Source organism: Novosphingobium sp. ERN07 (genome assembly GCF_012641335.1).
Lineage (GTDB): Bacteria > Pseudomonadota > Alphaproteobacteria > Sphingomonadales > Sphingomonadaceae > Novosphingobium.
In genome coordinates, this window is sequence record NZ_JABAID010000013.1 from 43,775 (window position 1) to 65,093 (window position 21,319).

Genomic DNA, 21,319 nt, shown 5'->3' on the forward strand with positions numbered 1-21,319 from the left:
ACATGACGACACAGCCTGCCTACAAGATCATCGACCATACTTACGACACGGTTGTCGTGGGTGCGGGCGGTTCTGGCCTGCGCGCAACGATGGGGTCGGCTCAGGCCGGTCTGCGCACTGCCTGCATCACCAAGGTCTTCCCGACGCGCTCGCACACCGTGGCGGCGCAGGGCGGCATCGCCGCCTCGCTTGGCAACAATTCGCCCGATCACTGGACCTGGCACATGTATGACACCGTCAAGGGGTCTGACTGGCTGGGCGATCAGGACGCCATCGAATACATGGTGCGTGAAGCGCCCGCTGCGGTTTACGAACTGGAGCACGCTGGCGTGCCGTTCAGCCGCAATCCCGAAGGCACGATCTATCAGCGCCCCTTCGGCGGCCACATGCAGAACATGGGTGAAGGCCCGCCGGTTCAGCGCACTTGCGCCGCGGCTGACCGCACCGGCCACGCCATGCTCCATGCGCTCTATCAGCAGAGCCTGAAGTACGATGCGGACTTCTTCATCGAATACTTCGCCATCGACCTGATCATGGAAAACGGTGAATGCCGTGGTGTGATCGCGCTGTGTATGGACGATGGTTCGATCCACCGCTTCCGCAGCCACGCCGTGGTGCTGGCAACCGGCGGCTATGGCCGTTCGTATTTCACTGCCACGTCGGCCCACACCTGCACCGGTGATGGCGGCGGCATGGTGCTGCGCGCAGGGCTCCCGCTGCAGGACATGGAATTCGTGCAGTTCCATCCGACCGGTATTTACGGCGCGGGCGTGCTGATCACCGAAGGCGCGCGTGGCGAAGGTGGTTACCTGACCAACTCCGAAGGCGAGCGCTTCATGGAACGCTATGCACCTTCGGCCAAGGATCTGGCATCGCGCGACGTGGTTTCACGGTCTATGGCAATGGAAATCCGCGAAGGTCGCGGCGTTGGTCCGCACAAGGACCATATCTTCCTGCACCTCGATCACATCGACCAGAAGGTTCTGGCCGAACGCCTGCCCGGCATCACAGAAAGCGGCAAGATCTTTGCTGGCGTGGACCTTACGCGCCAGCCTTTGCCGGTTGTGCCGACCGTCCACTACAACATGGGCGGCATTCCGACGAACTATCACGGCGAAGTGGTGACCATCGGTGCCGACGGCAACCCGGAAACCATCGTTCCGGGCCTGTTCGCGGTTGGCGAAGCGGCTTGCGTTTCGGTTCATGGTGCGAACCGCCTCGGTTCGAATTCGCTGATTGACCTTGTGGTTTTCGGTCGTGCAACCGGCCTGCGCCTGAAGGAACTGATCAAGCCGGGCACTGCGCACAATTCGCTGCCCAAGGACAGCGCCGACCTTTCGCTCACGCGCCTCGACCACTTCCGCAATGCCAAGGGCGGTTCGCCCACGGCAGAAGTGCGCACCGAAATGCAGCGCACGATGTCGGCCCACGCGGCGGTGTTCCGCACCGACGAGCTGATGGCCGAAGGCAAGGTCAAGCTGGCCGAAACCTACAAGCGCATGGAAGACATCCACGTTTCAGACCGTTCGCTGATCTGGAACTCGGACCTTGTGGAAACGCTCGAACTCGACAACCTGATTAGCCAGGCGAGCGTGACCATGCATTCGGCGCACAACCGCAAGGAAAGCCGTGGCGCCCACGCGCACGAGGATTTCCCTGATCGCAACGATGCTGAATGGATGAAGCACACCGCTACGTGGTTCAACGGCTGGGGCGGCAAGGGCGGCGAAGTCCGCATCGACTATCGCCCGGTGCACGAATTCACGCTGACCGACGATGTGGAATACATCAAGCCCAAGAAGCGCGTGTACTAACAGGCTTTGACGGCACTCTGCGCTGGTCCAGTGTGGCCAGCGGTTTGTCGATCATGACATGCGATGACGCCGGGGTAGGGATACCCCGGCGTTATTGTTTCTGGCCGACGCGGCCGGAGTGCCGGGGAGGCAATGTGATGACGTTCGACAAGAGGAATATGGCGCTGGGCTTGCTGCTGGGCGCGGGCATTGTAGCATTGGCAGCAGGGGCCGTGGCGCAAGTTGCGCCGCCGCTGCCGCCTGCTCCGCCGGAACCAGCAGCAGCAGTTGCACCGCCTGCGCCGCCCGCACCACCGATTCCGCCGGACGCACCGGACGTTCAGGTGATGACGGGGCAGGGCACGCGGGTGGTCATCGTCGAGCGGGATGGCAAACGCGGTGAAGCTGCGCATGTCCGCGCCGCGATGCGCGACGGCAAGACGTTCGTGTTCAAGACCGATCGTCCTTTATCGGATGCCGAGTTAGAGCGCCGGATTGCCGAAGCGGAGCGTGGCATCCCGCCGCTGCCACCAGTGCGACCGGTTCCGCCCGTCGCCGGGCTATCCGACGGCCATCAGAAGCATCGCGTGATTGTGATGCGCGATGGCAAGCGCGGTGCGCAGACGATCATCGATGCCGACAAAATCGAGCGTGACGCCATGACGCAGGCGATCAATGGCATCCGGTCTGCCCGCGAAGCGATTGCGGGCAATACGGCTCTGTCTGATGAGGTGCGCCACGAAGTGCTTCAGGAACTTGACGCAGAAATCGCCAAGTTGCAGGCGAAATCCTGATTACTGGGCCCGCTGGACGACCGGTTTGCTGACGTAGCTGACTGGTTGATTCTTGCCCGATTTGGCCTTGGCCGATTTGGAATCGCCCTTGTTCTTGTCGTCCTTTTCCTTTTCCTTTGCAGCGTCGCGCGCCGCGTGGATGGCGGCTGCGTCCTTTGCTGTGGCAGCACGGGCAGGGTAGGCGCAGCCACGCTGCTGGCCCACGCCTTTCAGATAGGCGCGGCGAACGGACCCAGCATAGATCGCTTCCTGCCATTTGCGCTGCTGCGCGTTGGCGCCGCTGATTTCGCGGATGACGCCGCCGAAGGGAATGAGCGATCCGACGACCGACTTGGCCAGATTGCCCATATCGATGGTGGCGTTGCCATCATCGCTGGCCACATCGATATCGTCGCCCAGCACAGCGTCGAGATTCGCAACCGCAGCAGCGATGGCCGGGCAGCGTTTGAGGCCGGTCAGATCATAGGGCTTCTCGCGCGCCGTCACGAGGATTTCGGGCACTTCGTCTTTCTTGATATTCAGATCGCTGAGTGGTTTGGTCACCACATCGCCTGCGGTCACTTTTTCTTGCGAAACGGCGGTTTGTGCCAAGGCCGGAGCCGAAAGCGCGAGCGTGCAGGGCAGGAGCGTTGCGAAGCGAAAAGCGTGGCGAAGCATGGTGAAAATCCCCTTTTGCCTCAACTACGCCACTCCCTGCCTTTCGGTTCCGTGAATTGTTGTGTCAGCCGTCAAAGCGCCTTGAACGTGTCGCACTGATCCTCGTCCGCTGTTTCCAGCCCGCGCCGCAACCATTCCATGCGCTGGGCGGAACTGCCGTGGGTAAAGCCTTCCTCTACCGGACGACGGCCTGCAGCCTTCATCAAGGTATCGTCACCGATCTGGTGCGCAGCGCGCATACCTTCTTCGATATCGCCCGCTTCGATCCGGTCACGATTGCGGCCAGCCCAGACCCCGGCATAGCAATCGGCCTGAAGTTCCAATGCGACCGACAGGCGGTTGGCCTGGCTGGGGCTGCGCTGCTGCATCTGGCGCATCTGCGTGGAAGTGCCGAGCACGTTCTGGATGTGGTGCCCATATTCGTGCGCCATCACATAGACCCGCGCGAAATCGCCGCCCGCGCCCATCTGCTGGTCCATCTGCGTGTAGAAATCGGTGTCGATGTAAATGCCTTGATCCGCCGGGCAATAGAACGGTCCCATTGCACTTTGCGCCGCGCCGCAGCCGGAATTGCCGTTTTGTGAATAGAACACCAGCTTGGGCGTTTCGAACGGAATGTTGGCCTGTGCGAAGAGCGGCGTCCATGTCTTGTTGAGCGATGATAGCGCGTTGCAGCTTTCGCGGCTGAATTCATTGGCAGAGCAGCTTTCGGCAAGGCTGGTGCCGCCCTGCTGCTGTTGCTGCGCCGGGGCTTGATTCTGGACCTGTTCCAGCGTGCCAAGCATCTGTGCAGGATCGACGCCGAAAACCACTGCCGCGATCAGGGCGATCACGATCGATCCGCAGCCCAGCTTGCCACCGCCGCCCAGCGGAAACCGTCCGCCGCCGCCGCGCTGGTCTTCGACATTGATGGAACTGTCGAAATCGTCGAGCCGCATCGGCCTACCCCTCTTTTTGCACTTGCGACTGGACAAGCGGGAAGCGGCCAGCAATGCCAGTGCGATCAACCCATCCAGAAACCCCGGAGTAATCGAATGTTCCTGAAGGGCAAGTGCGCGCTTGTTACCGGCTCCACCTCTGGCATCGGCCTTGCCTATGCGCGGGCGCTGGCGGCGGAAGGGGCGAATGTCGTGCTAAACGGCTTCGGTGACGCAGATCAGATTGCGACGCTGTGCGAAGAACTGGCTGCAACCAGTGGTGGTCGTGCGATTTTTGCCGCGGGAGACCTGACCAAGCGCGAAGGCACCGAGGCGATGGTGGCAACCGCGCTGGCCGAATTTGGCGCAGTGGACATTCTGATCAACAATGCCGGGATGCAGCACGTTGCCCCGGTGGATGAATTTCCCGTGGAGAAGTGGGACGCGATCATCGCGCTGAACCTCACGTCCGCTTTCGATGCCTGCCGTCTGTGCATTCCGGGAATGAAGGCGAAGGGCTGGGGGCGCATCCTGTTTACGGCATCGGCCCATTCGCTCACGGCCTCGCCCTTCAAGGCGGCCTATGTTTCCGCCAAGCACGGCATTGCAGGGCTGACCAAGACGCTGGCGCTGGAACTGGCGACAGAAGGGGTGACGGCGAACTGTATCAGCCCCGGCTATGTCTGGACGCCGCTGGTGGAGAACCAGATTCCCGATACGATGAAAGCGCGCGGCATGACGCGCGAACAGGTGATCAACGACGTGATGCTGGAGCGCCAGCCCAGCAAGCAGTTCGTTCAGCCTGACGAACTGGCAGCACTCGCGCTGTTCCTCTGCCGGGATGAGGCACGTAATATTACCGGGGCCAACTACAATGTCGATGGCGGCTGGGTGGCGCAATAAGGCGACCTGCCGAGCACCTGCGTAAAGCTCTGTTCATATTCGCGCCCGCAATTGGGAACTTGCGCCACGCCCCGGCTTTTGAGAGCAAGGGATTGCGACAAGGCGTTTGGGGTTGGCGATGAAGCGTGCGGGGGTGTGGCGGAGTGCTGTGGCGGGGGTGCTGCTTGTCGGCGCGCTCGTTCCCGGTTCTGCACCCGCTGCGCCCAAACGCGCGACACCCCTTGAAATCGCGCTGAAGGCCCATGTCGAGACGCTGGCCAGCGACGATTTTGGCGGGCGCGAACCGGGGACCGATGGCGAGACGAAGACGCTGCGCTATCTGGCGCGGCAGTGGTTCGACATCGGGCTTGAAGCGGGCACCAATATTCCAGGCTCTGGCTGGTTTGCGCCGGTCGAACTGGTTGAGCGCGAACCGGTGCTTTCGCGCGCCACATTCGTGCGCGGAAAGAAGCGAGTCTCTCTGCCTACCGACAGCGTGTTCGTGGTCACATCGGGGCTGAGGAGCCTTGTGCAGGATGCGCCGCTACTGTTCGTGGGCCACGCCACGGGCGGCGGGGTGGGCCGTGCGGAACTGGCAGGCCGGGTAGCCGTGATGCTTGATAGTCTTCCCGCCGGAATGTCTGCCGCCGATGCAGGGGATCGGGCGGGGCGCTTGCTTGATGCAGGGGCTCTGGGCGTGCTGACCGTGCTCGACGGTGATCGCGGGCTGGAGGATGTTGTCGCACGGCGGCGGCGGGCGGGCTATGCAGTCGCGGGCGACAGCCTGAGCAATGAAATTGAGGCTTTCATCTCGCCTGCCACGACGGACCTTTTGCTCACTGGCACCGCGCACCCCACGGTGGCGGAGCTGCGCGCAGATGCCAATGCGCACAGGTTTACGCCTTATCCGCTGGGAATTGCCGGAACGTTTGAGGCGACCAGCGACGAGACACGGATCAAGACGCATAACCTGATCGGGCGTTTGCCGGGGCGCAATGCGACAGCAGGCGCGGTGCTGGTCATGGCGCACTGGGATCATTTTGGCGAATGCGCTTCTGCCCCGGCCGAAGATCTGATCTGCAACGGGGCGATAGACAATGCTTCGGGCCTTGCCGTGATAACAGAAGCGGCAAGAACGCTGGCCAAAGGTAAACCGCTGGATCGCGATGTCTATTTCGTTGCCACCACGGCCGAGGAACTGGGCTTGTTAGGGGCAATGGCATTTGCCGAAAATCCGCCGATCCGGCTCGACCGCTTTGTTGCCGCGTTCAATGTGGACAGCACCGGCCTTGTTCCTGCAGGTGGCCCGATTGGTGTGGTGGGCAAGGGGATGACACGGCTCGATCCGCTGATTGCCGATGTTGTGCGTCGCATGAAGCGCAAGCTGGCGGTGGGCGAGGGGGCAAATGCCTATATCAAGCGACAGGATTCGTGGGTACTGATGCAGCATGATGTGCCAACGGTCATGGTCAGCGGCAGCTATGGCAATATGGAGCGGATCGAGCGCTTCATGGAAGACACCTATCATAGGCCGGGCGATGAAGCCGGGGACCGGATCGACTACGGTGGCATGGCCGATGATGTGAACCTGCAGGTCGAACTGGTGCGCGCTTTTGCCGATGTGAAGCGATATCCGACAAAGGCTTCGACAGCCGTTCAAAAGCGGGGTCAAACCCCCTAGCGCAGCCGCGCCTTCCTGTTTACATGGGCCGCCACGAATCTCCCCGGACCTACAGAAGTGGCACGCATCATGGATATCCCTCTCGGCCTTACCTTCGACGACGTGCTGCTGCGTCCTGCCGAGTCGGACATTGTGCCTTCGATGGCCGATACCCGCACACGGCTGACCAAGGGCATCAGCCTGAACATCCCGGTCGTATCATCGGCAATGGACACCGTTACCGAAGCCGACATGGCGATTGTCATGGCGCAGCTTGGCGGCATTGGCGTGCTGCACCGCAATCTTTCGATCGAGGAACAGTGCGCTGCGGTCCGCGCGGTCAAGCGGTTCGAGAGCGGCATGGTCGTCAACCCGATCACCATTTCGCCCGATGCCACGCTGGGCGAGGCGAACGCGATCATGCGTGCCAATAAGATCAGCGGCATCCCGGTGGTTGAGGCGTCGGGCCGCCTTGTTGGTATTCTGACCAACCGTGATGTGCGCTTTGCCGACAATCCGTTGCAGCCCGTGCGCGAACTGATGACGCACGAGAACCTTGCCACGGTAAAGCTGGGCACCAGCGGAGACGATGCACGCCGCCTTCTGCACCAACGCCGGATCGAAAAGCTGCTGGTGGTGGATGATTCCTTCCACTGCATCGGCCTGATCACCGTGAAGGACATTGAAAAGGCGGTAACTTTCCCTGATGCGACCAAGGACGCTGCTGGGCGTCTTCGCGTTGCTGCGGCAACGACTGTGGGCGAAAAGGGGCTTGCCCGCACACAGGCACTTGTTGAAGCCGAATGCGACGTGGTGATCATCGATACCGCGCACGGCCATAATCGTGACGTTGCGCGCGCAGTCGAGGCGGCGAAGAAACTGTCCAACTCCGTTCAGGTGATTGCCGGCAATGTTGCCACGGCCGGAGCCACGCGCTCGCTGATCGATGCAGGCGCGGATGGCGTGAAGGTGGGCATTGGGCCGGGTTCGATCTGCACCACGCGCATCGTGGCAGGCGTTGGCGTGCCGCAGCTTACCGCCGTGATGGAATGTGCCGAGGAAGCCGAGAAGTCCGGCGTCCCAGTGATTGCCGATGGCGGTCTGCGCACGTCTGGCGATGCGGCCAAGGCTCTCGCGGCCGGGGCAAGCTCTGTCATGATCGGTTCGATGCTGGCAGGCACCGAGGAAGCACCGGGCGAGACGTTCCTGTATCAGGGGCGTGCCTACAAGTCCTATCGCGGTATGGGTTCGGTCGGCGCGATGGCGCGCGGTAGCGCCGACCGCTATTTCCAGCAGGACATCAAGGACCAGATGAAGCTGGTGCCCGAAGGTATCGAAGGTCAGGTGCCCTACAAGGGGCCGGCCAAGGATGTGGTTCACCAGCTTGTCGGCGGCGTGAAGGCTGCGATGGGCTATACCGGCAGCCGTACCATTGAAGATCTGCGCAAGCGTGGGCAATTCGTGCGTATCACCAATGCGGGGCTGCGCGAAAGCCACGTTCATGACGTGACAATCACCCGCGAAGCGCCGAACTACAAGGCGGGCTGAGGCTACCGGAGTGACGCCTTCGGCGCGGGGCCAAGCCGCGATTGACCTGCTCGACGCGGTGATCGCTGCGGCGCGGGGGCAGGGAGCCTCGGCAGACCGGATTGCGGCGGAGTGGTTCCGGGCGCGGCGTTATGTCGGCTCGAAAGACCGTCGCGCCATACGCGAACTGGTATGGAGTGCGATCCGGGCCTGCGGGCCGGTTCCCATGACTGGACGTGCCGCGATGCTGCGATTGGCGGCGGATGATACCGCGCTCGCTGCGCTGTTCGATGGCTCCAATTATGGCCCTGCGCCGATAGAGGCGGGGGAGGCTATGGCCGATGGCGGCATCGCATCGGCATGGCTGGTCGAGCAATTGAGCGCGTCGGGCCTTGATGCCGAAGCGCAAGGTTCCTTGTTGGGGCGTGCCCCGCTCGACATCCGGGCAAACACGCTCAAGATCACGCGCGATGATCTGCGCGCAAGGTTGCCTGTGGACGCGCAACCTGCCATTGCACCGCACGCCTTGCGCCTTCCTTCGGGCACGGCGGCGGAAAGCTGGCCCGAATTTGGCGAAGGCCTGTTCGAAGTGCAGGATGCAGGCAGCCAGATTACCTGCATGGCGTTGGACGCGCAGCCGGGCGAAGCGGTAGTTGATCTTTGTGCCGGGGCAGGCGGCAAGACGCTGGCGCTGGGCGCGGCGATGGCCAACAAGGGCCAACTGCTTGCCTGCGACATCGACCGTGCGCGCCTTTCGCGCCTGCCAGATCGTGCCGCACGCGCCGGAGTGCTGGCCGAAACGCGCCTCCTTAATCCGGGGCGTGAGATCGAGATGCTGGCCGACTGGCAAGGCAAGGCCGATGCCGTGATGATCGACGCGCCATGTTCGGGCACCGGCACATGGCGGCGCAATCCCGAAGCGCGCTGGCGGCTCGATGCCAAGGCGATTGACCGCTATTGCGCGATGCAGGGCAACGTCCTGACCGTAGGAGCAAGTCTGGTGCGTCCCGGTGGGCGGCTGACGTATGTGGTCTGTTCGCTGCTCGATGCGGAAGGGAAAGACCGTATCGATACCTTTCTTGCGGCCAATCCGGGCTGGGACGTGGCCTTGCCACCGCTGCCTGCGGGCAGTCAGCACGGCTCTGGCTGGCGGCTCGTGCCCTTTCGGGACGGGACCGACGGGTTTTTCTTCGCAACACTCGTGCGGCGTGTTAATTGAAGCGTCATGCAGGCCGGTTCATCCAGTGATCGTCTCCGGCTCAAGGAGTTGCTGATGCGTTACGCCCCCGTTGCCTTTGCCCTGTCGCTGGTTGTCGGCGTGACCGGAAGCATGGGCGTGGCGAGGAGTTCGGCCCCTGTTGACCCGCGCGTGGAAGCTCTTCTCAAAGAGGGTCGCGCTGCGCTGGCCAAAGGCGATGCAGGCACGGCTACCGACAGTTTCGAAACGGCGCTGGTGATTGATCCTGCCAGCAGTGCGGCGCTTCTTGGGCTTGCCGATGCCGCGCGCCGCGATGGGTTGCAAGGCAAGGCGATCCACTATTACCGCGAGGTTCTCTCGCGCGAACCCAACAACGTCGTTGCCATTTCAGGTGAAGGTGGGGCGATGGTGGAAAAGGGCGCGGTCGAAAAGGCCAAGCGCAACTTGACCCGGCTTGAAGGCCTGTGTGGCAAGGGCTGCGCCGAAACGGCAGAACTTTCCGCCGCGATTTCACGCGGGCCTGCGCCAAAGGTGCTTTCGGCAGAGGCGGTTACGGCAGAGCCAAAGGTCGAGAATAACTGAGACCCCGCGAAGGCGGGGATCTTGGTGGTGTTATGGAACTTTGATGTAAATCGGCTGAGGCCTCCGCCTTCGCGAGGGCGCGTAGCACTCTGCGCGGGTCAGATCAGCCCGCGAAACTCTTCCACGACCTGCCGATAGACTCGCTTCTTGAACGGCACGATCAGGTCGGGCAGTAGTTCAGGTTCAACCCATTTCCATGCTTCGAACTCTGCATGTTCATGCGCTTCGAGGTTGATGTCGGCATCCTCTCCGGCAAAGCGCATCAGCAGCCACTTCTGGCGCTGGCCGCGATACTTGCCGCCCCACAACTTGCCCATCAGGAAATCGGGCAGATCGTAGAGATGCTCCTCGCGGCTTTCCGCGATGATCGTGACGAGATGCGACGGTACCCCGGTTTCCTCTTCCAACTCGCGCAGCGCGGCGGGGTGAAGCTCCTCGCCCTCGTCAATCCCGCCCTGCGGCATTTGCCAGGCGTCCGCATTCACTTCCTTGTTGTCGATCCGCTTGCCCACGAACACGCGCCCAGCGCTGTTCACAAGCATGACACCGACACAGGGGCGATAGGGAAGCCCGGCAAATTCGTCGTTCATTTCAACCTTTCCAGCAGCAGTCGCACGGCCTTGAAGATCGACTGCATATCGTCCTGCGCGCTTGGGATCGCCTTGCGCACTTGGGTAAAGCCGTGAATCGTCCCTTTCATTTCAAGGAACACAACTTCGGAACCGGAACGGATCAGTTCCGCGCCATAGACCCGCCCGCTGTCACGAATCGGATCGAGACCTGCCGTCACTAGCACCGTTGGCGGCGTAGTCGAATGATCGCCATAGATCGGATAGGCCCGTTTGTGCCCGGTAACAGCTTGATAGGCTTGTGCAAACCATTGCATCGAATCTGCGGTCAGCAGAAACCCTTCTGCAAAATCGCGGAACGACTGGTGATCGGGTTTATCATCAGAGAGCGGATAGATCGGCACCTGCATGATCACCGGCACGGCAGCAGGCGTTTCGGTGAGGGCTTGCGTCACCACGATGGTCAGGTTGCCGCCCGCAGAATCGCCCATCGGGATCAGACCCGTGATTTCGCGGCCCAGTGCTGCCGAATTGGCGGCGACCCAGCGTGCTGCGGCTTCGCAATCATCTGGCGCGGCGGGGAAGGGGTGTTCAGGGGCAAGGCGATAGTCCACCGCGATCAGCGGCATATCGAGTTCTGCTGCGATTTCGGTGCAAAGGCTGTGGTGGCTTTCCAGATCGCCAATCACGAAGCCGCCACCGTGGAGGAATACCACTGCTGGGCCGGGATCGCGCGTCTCGCGCAGATCATAAAGCCGCAGCGGAATGTCGCCTGCAGGGCCGGGGCAGGTCAGATCCCGGATGACCGCCAGTTCACGCGGCTCTGCCTCTGCCAGTTGTCCCATTGCGATGTAGCTGGCGCGCGCCGCCTCCAGCCCAAGCTGACTCATCGGCGGGGCATCGGTTCCGTTGAGAAAGGCCAGAAAGGCCTGCACGTCTGGTCGCACGTAATGTGGGGTAGGCTCGGTCATGGCAGATCCTCGTTCCCGTGACAGGATTCGTTATAAACATCGCAGTAAGTTTGTGTTTGCAACTTGACGGGCAAGCGCGTTCGGAATCAAGAGCGCAGGAGGATTTTTCGTCATGCGCAGATTTTCTTCTTTGCGAAGGCAGCGAGAGGGGCATAGGCGCGTTTCAGCATCGGGTGAAATTCCCGGCGCGCAGCAGAGGACGATATGGCTACACTTGTTGATGGACCGGACGCGCTGACGGGCGGCAAGGAATCTCCCACCCCCGAAGCGGTGGTCGTGCGTTTTGCCGGTGACTCCGGCGACGGTATGCAGCTTACCGGCGGTCAGTTCACGCTTTCCACTGCGCTGGCGGGCAACGATCTGGCGACTTTCCCGGACTTTCCGGCAGAAATCCGTGCGCCACAAGGCACGCTGTTCGGCGTCTCTGCCTTCCAGATCAATTTCGGTTCGACCGAGATCGACACTGCGGGCGATCAGCCCGATGTCCTGGTGGCCATGAACCCTGCTGCGCTCAAGACCAATGTCGGCGCGCTCAAGGTGGGCGGGTTGATCATCGCCGACACGGGCGAGTTCAACAAGCGCAACCTTGAAAAGGCCAAGTACGAGATCAACCCGCTTGAGGATGGCAGCCTTGAAAAGTGGCAGCTCCTCGCGTTTGACATTTCGGCACTTACGCTTGAAGCGGTGAAGCCTTTCGGCCTTGGCAACAAGGAAGCGCTGCGCTGCAAGAACATGTGGACGCTGGGCCTTGCGCTGTGGATGTTCGACCGTGACCGGCAGCCGCTGATCGACTGGCTGAACGCCAAGTTCGCAAAGAACCCGGTTCTGGCCGAGGCGAATATTGCTGCGCTCAATGCTGGGCACGCCTATGGCGAAACGGCTGAACTGGCAGGGCCGCTCAAGCAGTATCACATCGCTCCGGTCGAGAGCGAACCGGGCCTGTACCGCACGGTTACTGGGGCAGAGGCCATCAGTCTCGGTCTTGTTGCCGGTGCGCAGCTTGCCGAATTGCCGATGTTCTTCGGCGGTTATCCGATCACGCCTGCATCGGCGATCCTGCACAACCTTGCGCGGTTGAAGGAATATGGCGTCACCACCTTCCAAGCAGAAGACGAGATTGCCGCAATCGCCTCGGCTATCGGTGCAAGCTATGCGGGCCAACTTGGTGTGACGTCTTCATCCGGCCCCGGTATCGCGCTCAAGGGTGAGGCGATGGGCCTTGCGATCATGACCGAACTGCCGCTGGTCATCGTCAACTCGCAGCGTGGCGGTCCTTCCACGGGCCTGCCGACAAAGACCGAGCAGTCGGACCTTTACCAGGCCGTCTATGGTCGCAACGGTGACGCGCCGATGCCGGTCATCGCCTCCCGCAGCCCTTCGGATTGCTTCGAGGTGGCCATCGAGGCCTGCCGCATCGCGGTGGAATACATGACCCCGGTTATGCTCCTGACCGACGGCTACATCGCCAACGCGGCCGAGCCGTGGAAGGTGCCCGATCCGGAGAGCTTCAAGCCGTTCCCGGTCACGTTCCTCGAAGAGAAGAACGGCCCTAATGGCGAACTGCTGCCCTTCGCGCGCGATGAAAAGGGCGCGCGTCCGTGGATCAAGCCCGGCACCCCGGGCCTGATGCACCGCATTGGCGGCATCGAGAAGAACCCCGGCACCGGCAACATCGACTACTCACCTGCCAGCCACCAGATCATGACCGACGCGCGCAAGGCCAAGGTCGAAGGCGTTGCGAACTCGATCCCCTTGCAGGAAGTCAACCACGGTGAGACTTCGGGCAAGCTCGTGGTCGTTGGCTGGGGCAGCACGTATGGCCCGATCTATCAGGCCGTGCGCCGCGCCCGCCGCAAGGGCCTCGACGTCAGCCACGTCCACGTCCGCCACATCTGGCCGATGCCGTCGAACCTGGGTGACCTGCTCAAGTCCTACGACAAGGTGCTGGTGCCAGAGATGAACACCGGCCAGTTCAAGACGGTGCTGCGCGACCAGTTCCTGATCGACGCCCAGCCGCTCAACAAGACCAGCGGCCAGCCCTTCACCATCGCGGAAATCGAAGCCGCTATCGTGGACACGCTCGGCGGCCACGCCGGTGGCGAGGTCGATGCCGACAAGACGCAGCTGCCCAGCATCAAGAGTGACAATCCATGAACGAGATGACCAAGATCGCGGTCCAGACCACGCTCAAGGACTGGGAAACCGACCAGGAAGTGCGCTGGTGCCCGGGTTGCGGCGACTACGCGATTCTCAAGGCGGTGCAGCGCACCCTGCCTGAGATCAGCGCCGATCCTTCGAACACCGTGTTCGTTTCGGGCATCGGCTGCTCGAGCCGCTTCCCCTACTACGTGGAAAGCTACGGCTTCCACACGATCCACGGCCGTGCGCCGGCTTTTGCCACCGGCATCAAGCTGGCGAACCCGGACCTCGATGTGTGGCTGGTCACGGGTGACGGCGATGGCATGTCCATCGGCGGTAATCACACGATGCACATCCTGCGTCGCAACGTGAACGTGCAGATCCTGCTGTTCAACAACGAGATCTACGGCCTGACCAAGGGCCAGTTCTCGCCGACCAGCCGCGAAGGCACCAATTCGCCCACGTCGCCGCTGGGTTCGGTGGACCGTCCCGCGCTGCCTTGCGCCTTTGCGCTCGGTTCGGGCGCGCGTTTCATCGCGCGGGCCTATGACGTGTCGAAGAACCTGCCTGCCGTGCTCAAGGCGGCCCATGCCCACAAGGGCGCAGCCTTCGTGGAAATCTTCCAGAACTGCATCGTCTACAACAAGGATCGCTTCGCCGATTTCGTCGCCAAGGGCGTCGCCGACCAGAACCAGCTGTGGCTGACGGATGGCGAGCCGATGCTGTTCGGTTCGGAAAAGTCGGGCGGGGTTAAGGGCATCGCGCTCGACATGGACACGCTTAGTCTCAAGGTCGTCGATGTTGCAGGTGGTGATTGGCAGGCGGCGGGCGTCATCGTCCACAACGTGAAGAACCGCGCTATTGCCCACATGCTGGTCGAAATGCCGTTCGGCCCATTCCCGATGGCGCTTGGCGTGATCTACGACGATGCGCGCCCAAGCTATGAAGACGTGCTGCTGGGGCAAGACGAACAGGCCCGCAAGGGCAAGGACGCCAACCTCGCCAAGCTCCTTGGCAAGGGCCAGACCTGGACAGTCAGCGGCACGGCTGCTGATCCGATCTGACAATCCTGCTTCATCCGCATTCGCAAGGCCGCAAGAACGCGATTCTGTCGCGCTCTTGCGGCCTTTTGCTTGAGGTCAAACAATGGACAACCTGACCCACAGCCTCGTCGGTTGGGCACTGGCTGAAACGGGCCTCAAGAACCGCACGCGCAAAGGGCTTGTCGCTTGCGTCCTTGCGGCGAACATGCCGGATATCGATGTGTTTTTTGGCTGGGTGCCGTGGGCACCGCTGGCGATGCACCGGGGTTTCACGCACGGGTTGGTCGGCGGTGTGCTGGTGATGCCGTTGATGCTGGCGGGCTTGCTCTGGTTGCTTGACCGCTGGCAAGCGGCGAGGGGGCGCATTGATGATGGTGCCCTGCCGATGCACTTCGGCTGGTTGGTCACGCTGTGCTATCTCGGCGCGTTAACGCATCCGCTGCTCGATCTGCAAAACGTCTATGCGGTGCAACTGATGTCGCCGCTCAGCGACCGCTGGTTCCACACCGATGGCTTGTTCATCGTGTCACCGTGGCTGCTGGCGGTACTCGGGCTGGGCATCTGGATGGCGCGGCGCAAGAGGAACGGCGTGCCGACTCTAGCAGCGCTGGCGATAGCTTTTGTCTTTATCCTCATCAACATCGGCATATCGCGGATGGCTGGAGATGCCCTGCGCATGTCCGCACCGTATCCGGCACCGGATCGCGTGTTCGCCTCGCCAGAGCCATTGCTGTTTTGGCGGCGCGACATGCTCTGGCGGCAGCATGGCATTATTGGCCGCGCACAATATGACCCACTGCGCAGCCTTAAGGCGGTTTATGATCACCAACCGCCGCTGCCAGACAAGATGGCCGATCCGCTCGTCAGGCGAGCAACGATTGCCACGCATGACGTGCGCGATTTTCTGGCATGGTCGCAAATGCCCTTCGCCATGATCGAACAACGACAATGCATCGCGCGGGTGACATTTGGCGATGCGCGCTTTGCCGCACCGGCCATGCGCGAAAACTTCAATGCCAGCGCGATGATAGTATTGAGTAAAGCGGAGTGCGCCGCGGCGACGGTCTCAAACCACTGACCTTTCACCGCACCCTGCCCAAAGGGGCATGTCGGCAAGGGTGGAAAGCCGGGCGGTGAGTGGCCAATGTATCTTCATGTCCGCTCCCATTATTGTCTGGTTCCGCCGCGACCTTCGTCTTGCCGATCAGGGCGCTTTGCTGGCTGCTGCGGCAGAAGGGCCGGTAATTCCGGTCTATGTGCTGGACGACGAAACACCCAAGCACCGCCGCCTGGGTGGAGCATCACGCTGGTGGTTGCACTTCAGCCTTTCCAGTCTGGACAAGGCCTTGCGCCAGCGCGGCTCGCGTCTGATCCTGCGTCGCGGCAAGTGTCATGAAGAACTTGCCGCGATCCGCCGGGAAACGGGCGCGCGCACGGTTCATGCCTTGCATCACTACGAGCCGTGGTGGCGCAATGCTGAAAAGGCGGTGGCCAAGGCGCTGCGACTGGAACTGCACCACGGCAATTACCTTGCTCCCGCTGGCACTGTGCTTACAGGCAGTGGTGCGCCGTACAAGATCTACACCCCGTTCTGGAATGCGCTGAAAGAACGTATGCCTCCTGCGGCGCCAACCCCGGCGCCGGACAGCCTCAGCCCGCCGCCGACGTGGCCCAAAAGCGATGCGCTGGACGATTGGGGGTTGCTGCCGACCAAACCCGATTGGGCAGGCGGGATGCGTGAGGAATGGACGCCGGGCGAGGCAGGCGCGCTGGTACGCCTTGATGACTTCGCGGATCGTGCCGACCGCTATGGCGAGTGTCGCAACCTGCCGTCGGTCGAAGGCACCTCGCGTCTTTCGCCTCATCTCCATTTCGGCGAGATTTCTCCAGCGACGATCTGGCACCGGGTGGCCGATGCAGGCGGTTCAGTCGATGTGTTTCTCGGCGAGCTCGGCTGGCGCGATTATGCACAGAACGTGATCCTGCAATTCCCCGATTACGGCACAAAGAACGCGCGCGAAGCCTATGATCGCTTGGAATGGCGCGATGATGATGCGGGTTTGAAGGCATGGCAGCACGGCCGGACCGGCTACCCCATCGTCGATGCCGGAATGCGAGAATTGTGGCACACCGGCTGGATGCACAACCGCGTCCGCATGATCGCCGCCAGCTTTCTGGTAAAGCACCTGCTGATCGACTGGCGCGAGGGCGAGCGGTGGTTCTGGGATACGCTGGTCGACGCAGACTACGGTTCGAACGCTGTCAATTGGCAGTGGACGGCGGGCACAGGCGTCGATTCGAACATGTTCGTGCGGATTATGGCTCCGCTCACGCAATCGCCAAAGTTCGATGCGGCAGGTTACATCCGCCAGTGGGTGCCGGAACTGGCGCACTTACCAGACGATGATATTCACGATCCCGCTATCCCTCCAAGCGGATATCCGGCCAAGATCGTGCCCCATGCAGAGGCGCGGGCCCGCGCGCTTGCCGCGCATGGTGAAATGAAAGCTGCCGGTTGACCTTGCAGGTTCTGCTCGCCCACGACATATCGACATGATGAACGCACAGACGCCAACGAGGGGAGGGCATCTGGTTGCCGGAGGCTGGAACATGTCCGCCGTCGGCCGCCGGTTGGCGCACCTGTTTTCCGGTTCCTTCAGCAAAGTGGTGGACCGCATCGACCGGGGCCTTGTGCAGGGAACGATCCACGCCACGCTTCCCGACGGATCGCAGCGCAGCGTAGGCGGGCGGGGTGAAGGGCCGGTTGCGCGCATCCATCTGAAAAGCTGGAACGCCTTGATTCGCCTCGGCACCGCAGGCTCTATCGGCTGGTACGAGGCATGGGTGGCGGGCGAATGGGATAGCCCGGATCCCGTGCCGATCTTCGATCTGTTCATGCGCAATGCGGCCACACTGGGCGATGTTGGTCGCGCCAAGGGACCGTGGCGGCTGGCGGGGCGCGTGCTTAATTTCCTGCGCAAGAACTCGAAGGCGCAGGCCCGCCGGAACATCGCCGCGCACTATGATCTCGGCAACGACTTCTACCGCCAGTGGCTCGATGAAACGATGAGTTATTCCAGCGCGCTGTGGCACGGCCTCGCACCTGATGCTCCACTGGCAGTGGCGCAGGCCAACAAGGTTGACCGTCTGGGGGCGCGTCTGCACCTGTCGCCGGGCAGCGATGTGCTGGAGATCGGTTGCGGCTGGGGCTATCTTGCGCGGCGCTTTGCCGAAACCACTGGCGCCAACGTCACCGGCATCAGCCTGTCGGACGAGCAGTTGGAATGGGCGCGTCTGGAACTGGCCACATCAGGCCTTTCGGGCATAGAATACCGCCATCAGGACTATCGCGACGTTACCGGCCAATACGATGCTATCGCCAGCGTCGAAATGGTCGAGGCGGTGGGGCGCGAATATTGGCCGTCCTATTTCGATTGCCTCGCCCGTTGCCTGAAGCCCGCCGGCCGGGCGGCGCTGCAATATATCACGATCCGCGATGATCTGTTCGATGCCTATGCCGCCAGCGCCGACTTCATTCAGGCCTATGTTTTCCCCGGTGGCCTGCTGATCAGCGAGCGCGAGTTCGCCCGCCTTGCGCAGGAGCGCGGCCTGACATGGCAGGATCGTGAGGACTTCGGCCTCGATTATGCCCGCACGCTGAAACAGTGGCGCGATACTCTGGATCGTGCGCTGGACGAGGGGCGTCTGCCGCACGGTTTCGATCGCCGTTTCGTCGATCTTTGGCGGTATTACCTGATGTATTGCGAGGGCGGTTTCCGTGGTGGTGGCATCAACGTCAGCCAGATCACGCTGGTCAAATCCGCTTGAACGCCCCGTCGCCGCGATAGCGGGCAAGGATGGTGTCATGGACGATCGGGCTAAGGAGGTTTGCAAAGGCGCAGCCAACGCGGCCAGCATCCCACCACACCACTTCGGCCTGCAGACCCTGCGTGCCGGGCAGCTTCAACCAGCAGCGATCTCCCGGAGACATTCGCTGCAGGGCATTCGCGCAGAAGCCGCCAAGCGCTAGATCGAGAACGACTGTATGAAAAACCTGCCCACCGGACGGCCGCAGCGTGGCGGGAATGTTTACGCGCTGCCGTTGCGCGCTGCGATCTTCCAGCGCCGCCTGCGCATAGATGTCTGTGTTCCAGTCCGTCGCAGTCATGCGGGGCATCCTTGACCCATTGGCATCATAAGCCTGCCGCAAACGCTTCGGCAAACTGACGTCAAGAATCCGCCCAGATTGTTAAAACGGGATAATCAATCCTGGTTAACGCGAATCCGGTGTGGACTGGCAAACTGTTCACCAAGAAGCGCAACTACGGCGTCAGCCACCGCTTCGGGCGGTTTCACGCTTTCCGGGTTCTCGCCAGGATAGGCTTTGGCGCGCATCTTGGTGCGGGTCGCACCCGGGTCAACCACGGCCACGCGGATCGAAGCGGTATTGCGCACTTCCTGCGCATAGCAATTGAGCAGGGTATCGAACGCGGCCTTGGATGCGCCATAGGCACCCCAATAAGCGCGCGGATTTGCGCCAACGCTGCTGGTGACGCCAATCACCCGCGCGTCCTTGCTCTTGCGCAGCATTCCGTCAAACCCGGCGAGCAGGGCCTGCGTCGCCAGCACGTTCAGCGTCAGCGCCTGATTGAATTCACGTGGGTCGATCTGCCAGACAGGGGTCAGCGTGGGGAAGGTGGCAGCGTTGATTACCAGCACGTCCAGTGCCGTCCACCGCCCGGAAATGGCCGTGGCAAGGCGTGCAATGCTGTCAGGCTCGGCAAGATCAACAGGGGCGATGGTGGCACTGCCACCCGCCTCGAAGATATCTTCCTCGATCTTTTCCAGATCCTTGGCACTGCGCGCCACCAGCACGACGTGTGCGCCTGCTGCCGCCAGCGCCTTGGCCGTGGCCGCGCCAATGCCGCGACTTGCGCCGGTCACCAGCGCGATCTGGCCGGTCAGGTCCATGTCAGGCAACCTTTTCGACCGGCAGCGAAAGCTGATCGGGGTTTTCGCGCTGGGCAAGGTCGGTCAACCGGGTCGGATATTCGCCGGTGAAACAGGCATCGCAATACTGCGGGCAAGACTTCTTGCGCTCAGGCTCACCGACGGCACGGTATAGGCCGTCGATGGAAACAAAGGCCAGACTATCGGCATGAATGAAGTCTGCCATCGCCTGCACATCCATACGTGCGGCGAGCAGTTTCGATCTTTCGGGCGTGTCCACGCCATAGAAGCATGAATGTTCGGTCGGCGGGCTGGCGATGCGCATATGCACTTCTGCGGCCCCTGCATCGCGCATCATCTGCACGATCTTGAGGCTGGTGGTGCCGCGCACGATTGAATCGTCGATCAGCACGATGCGCTTACCCGCCACCAGTGCGCGGTTTGCGTTATGCTTGCGCTTCACGTCGGCATTGCGCGCGCCATCTGAAGGCTGGATGAACGTGCGGCCAACATAGTGCGAACGAATGATGCCAAGCTCGAACGGAATGCCCGATTGCTGCGCATAGCCCAGTGCGGCAGGAACGCCGCTGTCGGGCACGGGGATCACCAGATCCGCATCTGCCGGGCTTTCGATGGCCAGTTGCGCGCCGATGGCCTTGCGCACCTGATAGACCGAATTGCCGCCCATGATCGAATCCGGGCGGCTGAAATAGACGTGCTCGAAAATGCACGGGCGCGCGTCGGGCGTGCCAAAGGGGCGATGCGTGCTGAGCTTTCCATCAAGGTCCACCTGAATCAGTTCGCCCGGTTCAACTTCACGCACGAAATCGGCACCGACCACATCAAGGGCTACGGTTTCGCTGGCGAAGACAATGGCGTCACCAATCTTTCCCATTACCAGCGGACGGATGCCCAGCGGGTCACGGCAAGCGATCATACCCTGCGGAGTCATGCAGATCAGCGAATAGGCACCTTCGACCAGGCGCAGCGCATCCACGAACCGGTCCAGCAGGGTCGGGTAGCGACTGGTAGCGACGAGGTGGATGATCACCTCGGTATCGGAGGTAGACTGGAAGATCGCGCCCTTGCGCACCAGATCGCGCTTCAGGAACATCGCGTTCGAGATGTTGCCGTTATGCGCGATGGCGAACCCGCCAGACGCAAGGTCTGCGAACAACGGTTGAACGTTGCGCACGCCAGCACCACCGGTGGTGGAATAGCGAACGTGGCCCGAAGCCATCATCCCCGGCAGTTCGGCCAATGCCGATCCGCTGGAGAAGTTTGCCGCAACGTGGCCGATGCCCTTGCGGGAATAGAACTCCTGCCCATCAAAGCTGGTGATGCCAACAGCTTCCTGCCCGCGATGCTGCAATGCGTGAAGCCCCAGCGCAACTGTCGTCGCAGCGTCACGGACGCCGAGTACGCCGAAAATGCCGCACTCTTCGCGCAGCTTGTCGTCATCGCCCCCGATATCCCAAGGGGCAGCGTCGAAGAGGTCGTTATGTGAGGTCATGGGTCCCGTGGACTCGCGTGGACGCAAGCGCGTCGGCCAAAGCTGGCGCCCAAATGGCGACGTTTGCCCGCGAAGGCAAGGGTTAGGTTTCATCAATGCGCGCAGAACGGCACACTGCCGGCGC

General features: G+C 62.0%; 19 protein-coding genes. 12 read left to right on the forward strand and 7 right to left on the reverse strand.

From position 1 onward, the window contains the following. Positions 1-2: 2 nt before the first annotated feature. The gene (gene sdhA, locus HGI47_RS15900; RefSeq protein WP_168853757.1) at positions 3-1,814 is read left to right on the forward strand and encodes a succinate dehydrogenase flavoprotein subunit; all 1,812 of its coding nucleotides are present in this window, start codon (positions 3-5) and stop codon (positions 1,812-1,814) included. A 137-nt stretch (positions 1,815-1,951) separates the two neighbouring features. After that, the gene (locus HGI47_RS22425; RefSeq protein ID WP_206066242.1) at positions 1,952-2,587 is read left to right on the forward strand and encodes a hypothetical protein; all 636 of its coding nucleotides are present in this window, start codon (positions 1,952-1,954) and stop codon (positions 2,585-2,587) included. On the opposite strand, the gene HGI47_RS15910 is transcribed toward HGI47_RS22425, so the two are convergent. Together HGI47_RS15910 and HGI47_RS15915 are read right to left on the reverse strand one after the other, a co-directional pair. Continuing rightward, complete coding sequence (locus HGI47_RS15910; RefSeq protein ID WP_206066243.1) at positions 2,588-3,244, reverse strand: hypothetical protein; 657 nt, start codon at positions 3,242-3,244, stop codon at positions 2,588-2,590. A gap of 71 nt (positions 3,245-3,315) precedes the next feature. Then, positions 3,316-4,182, reverse strand: a complete 867-nt coding sequence (locus HGI47_RS15915; protein WP_168853758.1) for a neutral zinc metallopeptidase — start codon at positions 4,180-4,182, stop codon at positions 3,316-3,318. Between the two features lie 96 nt (positions 4,183-4,278). Between HGI47_RS15915 and HGI47_RS15920 the strand changes: the two genes are divergently transcribed. From HGI47_RS15920 to HGI47_RS15940, 5 genes are all read left to right on the forward strand, one after another. Further along, complete coding sequence (locus HGI47_RS15920; RefSeq protein WP_168853759.1) at positions 4,279-5,064, forward strand: 3-hydroxybutyrate dehydrogenase; 786 nt, start codon at positions 4,279-4,281, stop codon at positions 5,062-5,064. Between the two features lie 118 nt (positions 5,065-5,182). Further along, positions 5,183-6,724, forward strand: a complete 1,542-nt coding sequence (locus tag HGI47_RS15925) for a M28 family metallopeptidase (protein ID WP_168853760.1) — start codon at positions 5,183-5,185, stop codon at positions 6,722-6,724. Positions 6,725-6,793: 69 nt separating this feature from the next. Next, complete coding sequence (guaB, locus tag HGI47_RS15930; RefSeq protein ID WP_168853761.1) at positions 6,794-8,251, forward strand: IMP dehydrogenase; 1,458 nt, start codon at positions 6,794-6,796, stop codon at positions 8,249-8,251. A 10-nt stretch (positions 8,252-8,261) separates the two neighbouring features. After that, complete coding sequence (locus HGI47_RS15935; protein ID WP_168853762.1) at positions 8,262-9,449, forward strand: RsmB/NOP family class I SAM-dependent RNA methyltransferase; 1,188 nt, start codon at positions 8,262-8,264, stop codon at positions 9,447-9,449. Positions 9,450-9,503: 54 nt separating this feature from the next. Next, positions 9,504-10,010, forward strand: a complete 507-nt coding sequence (locus tag HGI47_RS15940; RefSeq protein ID WP_240950231.1) for a hypothetical protein — start codon at positions 9,504-9,506, stop codon at positions 10,008-10,010. 98 nt (positions 10,011-10,108) lie between these two features. Here HGI47_RS15940 and HGI47_RS15945 read toward each other — a convergent pair whose 3' ends face one another. Together HGI47_RS15945 and HGI47_RS15950 are read right to left on the reverse strand one after the other, a co-directional pair. Beyond that, positions 10,109-10,600: an RNA pyrophosphohydrolase gene (locus HGI47_RS15945; RefSeq protein ID WP_168853764.1), complete on the reverse strand. Its 492-nt coding sequence runs from the start codon at positions 10,598-10,600 to the stop codon at positions 10,109-10,111. After that, a complete protein-coding gene (locus HGI47_RS15950; protein WP_168853765.1) occupies positions 10,597-11,550 on the reverse strand; it encodes an alpha/beta hydrolase in 954 nt (317 codons plus the stop codon). Before HGI47_RS15950 ends, HGI47_RS15945 begins: the two co-directional genes overlap by 4 nt. A 204-nt stretch (positions 11,551-11,754) precedes the next feature. Here HGI47_RS15950 and HGI47_RS15955 point away from each other — a divergent pair, with 204 nt between their 5' ends. The 5 genes from HGI47_RS15955 (at position 11,755) to HGI47_RS15975 (ending at position 18,560) form a co-directional block, all read left to right on the forward strand. Next, on the forward strand, positions 11,755-13,704 hold the full coding sequence (locus HGI47_RS15955; RefSeq protein ID WP_168853766.1) for a 2-oxoacid:acceptor oxidoreductase subunit alpha: 1,950 nt from the start codon (positions 11,755-11,757) through the stop codon (positions 13,702-13,704). Further along, the gene (locus HGI47_RS15960; RefSeq protein ID WP_168853767.1) at positions 13,701-14,753 is read left to right on the forward strand and encodes a 2-oxoacid:ferredoxin oxidoreductase subunit beta; all 1,053 of its coding nucleotides are present in this window, start codon (positions 13,701-13,703) and stop codon (positions 14,751-14,753) included. The genes HGI47_RS15955 and HGI47_RS15960 overlap by 4 nt, the downstream gene beginning before the upstream one ends. An 82-nt stretch (positions 14,754-14,835) precedes the next feature. Then, positions 14,836-15,810 (forward strand): metal-dependent hydrolase, encoded by a 975-nt coding sequence (locus HGI47_RS15965; RefSeq protein WP_168853768.1) that lies wholly within the window; start codon positions 14,836-14,838, stop codon positions 15,808-15,810. 76 nt (positions 15,811-15,886) lie between these two features. After that, on the forward strand, positions 15,887-17,251 hold the full coding sequence (locus tag HGI47_RS15970) for a deoxyribodipyrimidine photo-lyase (RefSeq protein WP_168853769.1): 1,365 nt from the start codon (positions 15,887-15,889) through the stop codon (positions 17,249-17,251). Between the two features lie 37 nt (positions 17,252-17,288). Continuing rightward, positions 17,289-18,560 carry a cyclopropane-fatty-acyl-phospholipid synthase family protein gene (locus tag HGI47_RS15975; RefSeq protein ID WP_168853770.1) on the forward strand — a complete coding sequence of 424 codons (1,272 nt, stop codon included), beginning with the start codon at positions 17,289-17,291 and terminating at the stop codon, positions 18,558-18,560. Here HGI47_RS15975 and HGI47_RS15980 read toward each other — a convergent pair. The 3 genes from HGI47_RS15980 to purF form a co-directional block, all read right to left on the reverse strand. Continuing rightward, positions 18,547-18,900: a PilZ domain-containing protein gene (locus HGI47_RS15980; protein ID WP_168853771.1), complete on the reverse strand. Its 354-nt coding sequence runs from the start codon at positions 18,898-18,900 to the stop codon at positions 18,547-18,549. The two genes, HGI47_RS15975 and HGI47_RS15980, sit on opposite strands and share 14 nt — an antisense overlap. A 95-nt stretch (positions 18,901-18,995) precedes the next feature. Beyond that, entirely contained in the window at positions 18,996-19,703 is a 708-nt protein-coding gene (locus tag HGI47_RS15985) for an SDR family NAD(P)-dependent oxidoreductase (protein ID WP_168853772.1), read from the reverse strand. Position 19,704: 1 nt separating this feature from the next. Next, on the reverse strand, positions 19,705-21,195 hold the full coding sequence (purF, locus tag HGI47_RS15990; protein ID WP_168853773.1) for an amidophosphoribosyltransferase: 1,491 nt from the start codon (positions 21,193-21,195) through the stop codon (positions 19,705-19,707). Positions 21,196-21,319 lie beyond the last annotated feature (124 nt).